The sequence below is a fragment of the Rhizomicrobium electricum genome (genome assembly GCF_011762045.1).
GTDB classification, from domain to species: Bacteria; Pseudomonadota; Alphaproteobacteria; order Micropepsales; family Micropepsaceae; genus Rhizomicrobium; species Rhizomicrobium electricum.
Window position 1 is genome coordinate 324,992 of record NZ_JAASQS010000008.1, and the last position, 9,162, is coordinate 334,153.

The 9,162-nt window shown below is 64.1% G+C and carries 3 protein-coding genes; all 3 read left to right on the plus strand.

Translation table 11 applies throughout. The annotated features are described in order from the left end of the window. The first annotated feature begins 156 nt into the window (after positions 1-156). Entirely contained in the window at positions 157-6,189 is a 6,033-nt protein-coding gene (locus FHS84_RS17175) for an autotransporter-associated beta strand repeat-containing protein (protein ID WP_166936645.1), read from the plus strand. A 1,386-nt stretch (positions 6,190-7,575) separates the two neighbouring features. Then, positions 7,576-8,376, plus strand: coding sequence for a type IV toxin-antitoxin system AbiEi family antitoxin (locus FHS84_RS17180; protein WP_166936646.1), 801 nt, complete (start codon positions 7,576-7,578; stop codon positions 8,374-8,376). Continuing rightward, a partial coding sequence (locus FHS84_RS17185) for a nucleotidyl transferase AbiEii/AbiGii toxin family protein (RefSeq protein ID WP_166936647.1) occupies positions 8,373-9,162 on the plus strand: 790 nt, incomplete at its 3' end. The genes FHS84_RS17180 and FHS84_RS17185, both read left to right, overlap by 4 nt.

Here is a 9,162-nt window from a genome sequence, read left to right on the forward strand (position 1 = left end):
ATCACATGACGCAAACGACGGCTCGCATGCGCGGGCCGCGGGAGCCTTTTGCTGTCGTTTTTGAGAGCGTGTGCCGCGGAGCGGCAGGCACGGCGAGCCGTGTCGCGCCTCCGGTCCATCCGCAGGACACTGCCATCAACCATTGGGGAAGAAGCAATGCTGAAGAATTCTGCTGGTAACGGGTTTGTCGCAGGCAAGTCACAACACGGCCGCGGTAAGCAATCGCTTCTTCTGTCCGCGTGCTTTCTCGCTGCGATAATGCTGCCGGCCGCCGCCCAGACGGTGGTCACGAGCACTACGTCGCTGACCGGGTTGCTCAATGGCCATAGCGGCAGCGGTTATGACGTGCTGGGCGGCACCTTGGTGGTGTCCAACGCCACGATGACGAATTTCACCACTCGCGGCGGCGCCGGCAGCGGCGGCGGTGCAGGCTTCGGCGGCGCCATTTTCGTCGGCGCCAGCGGCACAGCGGTCTTGAGCAATGTGACCTTCTCCGGCAACACCGCCATTGGCGGCGCCTCGATTTCGGGACTGGTGGCAGGCGGCACGCTCAATGGTCTGTCCGGCGCATCCAGCAACGGCGCGAACGGCGCGGCCGGGCGCACCTATGAAGACAACGAGATTCTGTTCGGCGACGGCAGCGGCAACGGCTTCGGTGGCGGCGTCGGCGGGAATGGCTCCGCAGCCCTGAATGGCTTCGGCGGCACGGGCGGGGTTGGCGGTACCGGCGGCAATGGCTGGAGCTACAATCCGATGGCGATCGCGGATGTTGCGCTGAACACCGCGGATGTCGCCGTCAAGACGGGTACGCTGGCCGCGCTGGTCGCGGCAGCTGCGGCCGACGCCGCCAATCCGCTGACCGAGAACGTTGCCGGCGGCGCAGCCGGCGAAGTCGCGGCGGCAACGATCGATCTGGCGCAATCCACAGCCAATCTCGCCATCGCTTCCGCCAATCTCGCATCCTGGAATAACGCGCTGGCCAATGGGCGCATCGGCTTCGGCGGCGACGGCGGCAATGGCGGTATCGGCGGCACCGGCAGCTTCGGCTTCGGTGGCGGCATCGGCGGTGCGGGCGGCGTTGCCGGCGTCGGCGGTTCGTCCGCTTCGCATGGCGGTACGGGCGGCAACGGCGGGGCCGGCGGCCTCGGCGGCTTCGGTGCGGGTGGCGGCGCGGGTGGCCTCGGCGGCACGTCGAGCACCTATTTCGCTGGCGACGATGGTGTCGGCGGAGCAGGCGGCTTCGGCGGCGGCAGCGGCGCGACCGGCGGTTCGGTGGGCGGCAATGGCGGCGCCGGCTTCGGCGGCTCGATCTTCGTCCAGCAAGGCGGCACGCTGCTCATCACGGGCAATGCCGCGTTCAGCCGCGGCAATGTCGCCGGCGGCCTGAGCGGAACGGGTGGCACGGCTGGCGCCGCGGCCGGCACGGATCTGTTCATGCAGGCCGGTTCCAGCGTGACGCTCGATCCCGGCACGGGCAGGGTCCAGGTCTTCAACGGCACCATCGCCGACGACAGCATTGCGTCGATCGCCAACAGTCCGCTCAAGTTCGGCCAGGGCGCCGACATCAATATCAACAGCGGTCTTGTCGTCTTCAACGGCGCCAACACCTACAGCGGCAAAACCATCCTCAACGGCGGCGTGCTGCAGGCGCAGGACGGCGTCGGCCTTTTCACCAACAGCAATCTCGATTTCAACGGCGGCACGTTCCTCACGACCGGGACCTTCGATCGCTTCGTCGGGACCGAAAGCAACCGCGTGCAGTGGACGGGTTCGGGCGGCTTCGCGGCGGGCCCCGGCGGGCTCACCGTCGCGCTCAACGGCGGCGGCGCGGTGGTCTGGAATCAGGACAGCTTCGTGCCGACGAACAGCGCGCTGATCTTCGGCTCGACGCTGGCGACCGGCACGGTCACCTGGACCAACGACATCGATCTGAACGGCGGCGATCGGACTATTCTGGTCAAGGCCAATGCCGATAATTCCGACGGCGCCATCATCACCGGCGTGATCTCGAATGGCGGCCTCACCATCGGCGGCAACGGCTATTATGGTATCCTGACGCTCACGGCTGCCAACACCTATGCCGGCACGACAACGCTGCAATTCGGCGGGACGCTGGCGCTGAGCGGGGCCGGCAGCATCGCCAATTCCTCGCACGTCATCAATGACGGCACTATCAGTATTTCGGCCACGACGTCCGGCACGTCGTTCGTTTCGCTGGCGGGCTCCGGAACGGTCGCGCTGGGCGCCAAGACCCTGACGATCACCAATGGCAGCGACGAATTCGCCGGCAACATCGGGGGCCCAGGCGGGTTGACGGTTTCCGGCGGCGTGCAAGGGCTCTCCGGCATCAACTTCTATACCGGCGCGACCTCGATCAGCTCCGGCGCGCAGCTGGCGCTTTCCGGCACCGGCAGCATCGCGACGTCGTCGGGCGTCGACGACAACGGCATCTTCGATATTTCGGCGACGGCGTCTGGCGCCGCGATTCAAACTCTATCCGGCAACGGCACGGTCACACTCGGCAGCCAATACCTCTATCTCGCCAACGCCAGTACGACTTTTGCCGGTGTCATCGGCGGGAGCGGCGGGCTCGTGATCACCGGCGGCAGCGAAACGCTGACCGGTACCAACACCTACACGGGCGAGACCTATATCAACGGCGGCGCATCCCAGAAGCTGGTCCTGTCCGGCACGGGCAGCATCGCGCAGTCGGCAGGCGTGGTGGCCAATGGCGTGTTCGATATCGCGCTGACCTCCGCGGGAGCGTCCATAACCACGCTGACCGGCAACGGTTCGGTGACGTTGGGCGCGCAGACGCTCACGTTGACCAACGCCAGCCAGACGTTTGCGGGTGTCATTTCCGGCACCGGCGGCTTTACGGTGGCGGCCGGCGATGAGAGCTTGGCCGGGACCAACACCTTTACCGGCAACACCACGATCCGTTCGGGCGCCAACCTTTACCTGGTCGGTGGCGGCAGCATCGCTGCATCGCAGAACGTCATCGCCGACGGCACCCTCGACATCGCGAGTGCCGCCAATGGCGCTTCCATCGTCACCCTGTCGGGTGCGGGCAATGTGGTGCTGGGCGACAAACTCCTGACGCTGACCAATGCGTCGACCACGTTTGCGGGCGGCATCGGCGGAACCGACGGGCTGATGGTTGCGGCCGGCAACGAAACGCTTTCGGGCACCAACGGCTACACCGGCAAGACGACGATCGCCTCGGAAGCAACCCTGACGCTGACGGGGACGGGTTCGATCGCCGCGTCTGCCGAAGTGGCCAATGCCGGCACCTTCGACATCGCCGCCACCACGGCGGGCGCCTCGATAGTCACGCTGTCGGGCGCAGGTACCGTCAATCTCGGGGCACAGCGTCTGTCGCTGTCGAATGCTTCGACGACGTTCGCGGGCGTTGCGGGCGGCACCGGCGGTCTCACCATCGCGGCCGGCACCGAAACGCTGACGGGCATCAACACCTATACCGGCGCGACGATCATCGACCTCGGCGCCACGCTGATCCTGTCGGGTGCGGGCAGTGTCGCCCAATCATCCACCGTCACTGCGAACGGCATCTTCGACGTGACCAACGCCGGCGCCAGCATCGTCTCGCTGGATGGCAATGGCCTCGTCAAGCTGGGCAGCCAGACGCTGGTGCTCTCCAACGCCAACGGCACGTTCGGCGGCGAGATCGCCGGTACAGGGGTGGTCCGTGTGGCGGCTGGGACCGAAACACTGTCGGGCACCAACACTTATACTGGCGCCACCACCATTAATGCCGGCGCGACTCTGGCCCTTACGGGCAACGGCAGTGTGGCGACGTCGTCCGGCGTCACCGCTGATGGTACGTTCGACATCGCTGCCACCACGTCCGGTGCCGCGATCAAGACCTTGGCGGGATCGGGCCACGTCGTGCTGGGCGCTCAGACCCTCGCGCTGACGGCGGCGACCAGCACGTTCTCCGGCGACATCAGCGGCACCGGCGCCTTGTCGGTGACCGGGACCGAGACGCTCACCGGCCTCAACACCTATTCGGGCGGCACCACGGTCACCAGCGGCTCGATGCTCAAGGTGAACGGCAATGCCGCCCTCGGCGCGGCCGCCGGCAGCCTGACCATCAACAACGGCACGCTGCAGGCCATCGGCACGCTCATCGCAAATCGCGCGACGACGATCACCGGCACCGCCACTCTCGACACCAACAGCCAGGCGGTGACGATGAACGGCGTGATCGGCGGCACCGGCAATCTGACGGCGACGGGCGGCGGTGCGCTGACGCTGACCGGGACCAACACCTATTCGGGCGGCACCACCATCAACGGCGGCACGTCGGTCAATGTCTGTTCCGATGCCAATCTCGGTGCAGCGTCGGGCGCGCTGGTCATCAACGCCGGCAGGTTGACGACGACCTGCGGCTTCGCCACGGCACGCAACATCACGCTGAACGGCACCAACAGCCGTATCGACACGAACGGCAATGCACTGGACGTGTCGGGCACGATCACGCTCAACCCCGGCAGCGGTGCGGTCACCTTGTTCACGGGCTCGGTCCACACCACCGGCGCCTGGACGCTCGATACCGTCAACGGCCTGTATGTCTTCGGCACGCTCAGCGGCACCGGCAATGTCGGCTTCCGGACCACGGTCAATGGCACGTTGTCGCCCGGCAATAGCCCGGCCACGATGACCTTCACGGCACCGCTGATCCTGACCGCCGCTTCGACCACGATCATCGATGTCGATGGCACCGGGACCGGCGCGGGTGCGGGCAATTTCGACCGCATCGTCGCCACCGGGGCGGGCAACACCGTCACCGTCGGCGGCAAGCTGGTTGTCAAGCTGCGCGGCATCACCGGCGCGGCCAACAACACCTTCACGCCGGTGCTCGGTCAGCGCTTCAATGTCATCGCCACGACGGCCGGCATCACCGGCAGCTATGCCAGCCTGATCCAACCGACCAGCGGCTTGGCGGTCGGCACCCAGTTCGACACGATCTACAGCGATACCGCGATGGATCTGGTCGCCACCCCGGTGTCCTATGCCAATCTGACGGCGGCCGGTCTCACCGACACGCGCAACCGGACCAATCTCGGTCACGCGATCGACGGCTACCGTCTGGCGCCGGGTGTGCGCATGACGGGCGACCGCAATGCGGTGCTCGGGGCGATCTATAGCCTCGGCGGTCCGGCGATTGCGCCCGCGATGAATCAAGTCGCCGGTACGGTCTATGCCGATGCGATGAACACCGCTCAGTCCCTCGACACCATGTTCGCATCGGCGACCGAGGATCACGGGATCGGCGGCGATCATGTCGTGGCAAGCCTGTCGGCCAACGAGCGGACCGGCATGACGGCGATCAATACGGCTCCGGCGCAAACCGATTCCGCCAAGGGTCCGTTCTGGGCCCGCGGCCTCGGTCAGTGGTCGACCACTGCAAACGACGGCAACGCGCCGGCCTATCACAGCGCGGCGGGCGGCCTGATCGTCGGTATGGATATTCCGCTGCGCTCGCGTGCCAAGCTGGGTGCGAGCTTCGGCTATGCTCATGCCGACGTCGCGACCACCAACGGCGCGACCGCCAGGCTCAACACCGAGCGGCTGTCGGTCTATGGCGGTACAACGGCGGGCGATTTCCGCTTCGACGGCGAACTCGCCGGCGCGCTGGTGCAATACGATGTCAAGCGCCAGCTCGAAATCGGCGCGTTGACCCGAACCGCTACCGGCAGCACCTCCGGCATGAACCTCTCCGTCGGCGCCACCGCTCATTACGGCAGCGGCTGGTTGCAGCCGTTCCTGCAAGTGCGGTTCGACCATGTCGGTCGTTCCAGCCTCTCGGAAGCCAACGCCGGCGACCTGTCGCTCAATGTCGCCGACGCTGACTTCGATAACACCCGCACGCTGTTGGGCTTCGACTTCAAGACCGGTGGAACCACTTACAACATCGGGGCGAGGGTCGGTTGGGCGCATGACTTCGAGCCCAAGGCAGCTGCCATGGATGCGGCCCTCAGTGGTTCGTCCGCCGGCGTCTACACCGTCTATTCGAGCGAGACCGGGCGCAACGCGGCGGTCGTGAACCTCAACCTGTCGGCCAAGCTTGGCAGCGGCGTCGACGGTTATCTGTCCTACGGCGGCGAGTTGCGCGCCCGCCAGACCACCCAGACGGCCGCCATCGGCCTGCGCTGGAGCTGGTAATCCGTTCGCGTCCGTCTCCCGGACTGAAATGTCCGGGAGAAGGCCGACGTTCATATGCCGCCTGCAACCGAACACATTGACGGGCTCAGGGCTGGCGCGCCGCACAGCGGAACAGCCATGCAAAACGCACCAGCGGGGCTGAAGATCGGGATCTGGTCTGGTGAAAAGCCTTGGAGCGGGCGAAGGGAATCGAACCCTCGTATGCAGCTTGGGAAGCTCGAATTTCCTTATACGGATCAATCGCTTGCGCTGAAAACGCAGTCAGAATTTATATAACTAGAACAAAGACTTAGGTTTTGAGCGTAAAACTGGAGCGGCTCAAAAGTCCTTCGTTGAACCGCATCCTGCTGCGCCTCGCCGATCTTCATGGAGAAAGGTGAGCGCTTCGGGCCAGCCCGATACAACACTCTCCCCTGTAATCGATCGATTACATAACGCGGTGTTAGCGATCGGTTACATGGTGCGGGATCTCGAAGTCGTAGGAAAAACGATGCAGGTCGTATCCGGGTGCCGGGGGTTCCCGCCTCGCCATGGCAGCACCCTTATACCCCCGACCCGGAAAATACCTCACGTAACCTCCATGCAACGTGGAAATCGCACCTATCGCAACTTCCAAACGGGACTCGCCATACGGGTGTTTGCCAGACGTAACGTGTATGCAACCTCACGGAATTCGGCCCACAATGTTGTTTGCTCAAGCCTGCACGGATTGGGTTGCGCGTGATCACCTTTGAATGCGGCTGGATGGCTGCCTTCATCGCGACGGTATAAGGCGTATCCGGAGAGTGCATTGGTCAGGGATGCGTGGGAAACAGCGTAGAAATTTCAGCACAGGCTCGGGATAGGAACAGTGCGTCCGTTTGCATGCATATCGTGGTGACGATCAGGATCGGGAGTAAGGCGTTTCGGTGCGATCTGTTGGGGTCTGGGTAAGAAGGATCAACGTCGCCTTCGCCCCACGCACGAGCGCAATGCCTTAGACCGAGAGGATTTCTACTATCGCGAGCCTTGGTCCGTCGTTTGTAGTTTATGTTCGCATTGGGAGTGATGCCTGATGCGCAATGACTCGCCAGGCGCTCTCCGGGGCTCGCTGGCTGGTCTGGCGGACGTTGTCGGTAGTGGGGACTCGCATGCTTAGCGCGTCCCCCATCGGTCATGCCAGAGCATCTGGCGGTCTCTGTTGCTCGACAGCCTGTGCCCGGCTCTGGCAAATTCTCATCGCGGCGAGCCCTTGGGCGCTAAGCATCCTTCATGGAGGGTGCGGGCCTTTCGTAACAGACGGCCTCTACGAGGGCTCGCCGCCGCAGAACGAGCGCCGACGCTCTGGTGCCAGGCGGAAATACTATTTCAATTGCACAAAGCATCAAATAATGATACTTTACTCGCATGAAATCGGAAGAAACCCATCGAGCCAGTAATTTTATTGCCGAGCTTGCGGCGCGGGGCCGGTATAGCTTTGTCTCCGCCGATGCGGGGGTGGCGCTCGGCGTTTCCAAGGACGCCACCAAGCTCGCCCTGTACCGGCTCGCCAAGCAAGGATTGATCGCTTCACCGGGGCGCGGTTTCTACATCATCGTGCCGCCCGAATATCGCGCGCTAGGCTCGCTTCCAGCGGATCAGTTCATCCCGGCGCTCATGGAGCACTATGGCCAGCCGTATTACGCCGGGCTCCTTACCGCCGCGCAGTACCACGGCGCCGCGCACCATCGCCCGCAAGAATTCCAGGTGATGACCGCTCCAGCTCGGCGGTCCGTCGAGGCCGGGTCTGTGCGCGTCGCGTTCTTCTTGCGGAAGAACGTCGCCGAGGTTCCGGTTCAGAGCTTGAATACTCCGCGCGGCAGCATTCGCGTTTCATCTCCGGAAGCGACCGCGTTCGATTTGGTAGGCTACCAGGAGCGGATCGGCGGCCTGGATCTGGTCGCAACGGTTCTGGCCGACCTAGCCGAGGCGATCGACCCGGACAAGCTGGTTGCCACTGCCGAGAAATCACCGATCCCTTGGTCGCAACGCTTGGGCTACCTGCTGGAACGCGTGGAGGGGCACGACAGAGTCAAATCCTTGAAGGCCTATGTAGGGAATCATGCCAGAGATGTCACCCGGCTTCTCCCGTCGGCATCGTCGATGCGTGGCGAGCGGAATTCGGACTGGAAGCTCGATGTGAACGCCGAAGTGGAACCTGACCTGTGATCCCGCGCGACTACATCACGGAATGGCGTGCGCACGCGCCATGGATTCAGGACATCCAGGTCGAGCAGGATTTGGTCATCAGCCGGGCGCTCGTCGAAATCTTCCGGCACCCGCTGCTCGCGGATGCCTTAGCCTTTCGCGGTGGAACTGCGCTTTACAAGCTCTACCTCAAGCCCGCGGCGCGTTACTCCGAGGACATTGACCTCGTCCAGGTCCGCGCCGAACAAGCCGGGCCGGTGATGAGCGGTCTCCGGTCGGTGCTTGAGCCCTGGCTGGGTGCGCCGCGCTGGAAACAGACCGAAGGGCGTGTGACGTTCGCCTACCGCTTTGCATCGGAGGATGTTCCGCCGATTCCGCTCCGGCTTAAGGTCGAGACCAACACGCGCGAACACTTTGCTGTCCATGGCTTCACCAACATTTCCTACGAAGTGCGCTCGCGCTGGTTCGAGGGGGCCTGCCAAATCCCGACCTACGAGTTCGACGAACTGCTCGCGACGAAGCTGCGCGCCCTCTACCAGCGCAAGAAGGGGCGAGACCTTTTCGATTTGGCAACCGCCCTGTCCTCCGGCAAAGCAAACCCGGAGCGTATCGTCTCCGCGTTCAGCGTATACATGGACCACGGCGGCCATCATGTTACCCGCGACTTGTTTGAACAAAATCTCGACGACAAGCTCAACGATCCGATCTTTACAGCCGATATCAGCCCGTTGTTAGCGCCCGGCTACGTTTGGGACACTCAGGAAGCCGCTGAAGCCGTAAGAGGGGCCTTCATCCGCCTTCTTCCGC

Bases quoted from the DNA above. Each gene is read 5' to 3' on its own strand.
- FHS84_RS17175 (WP_166936645.1), top strand. From the start codon at position 157: ATGCTGAAGAATTCTGCTGGTAACGGGTTTGTCGCAGGCAAGTCACAA.
- FHS84_RS17180 (WP_166936646.1), top strand. From the start codon at position 7,576: ATGAAATCGGAAGAAACCCATCGAGCCAGTAATTTTATTGCCGAGCTT.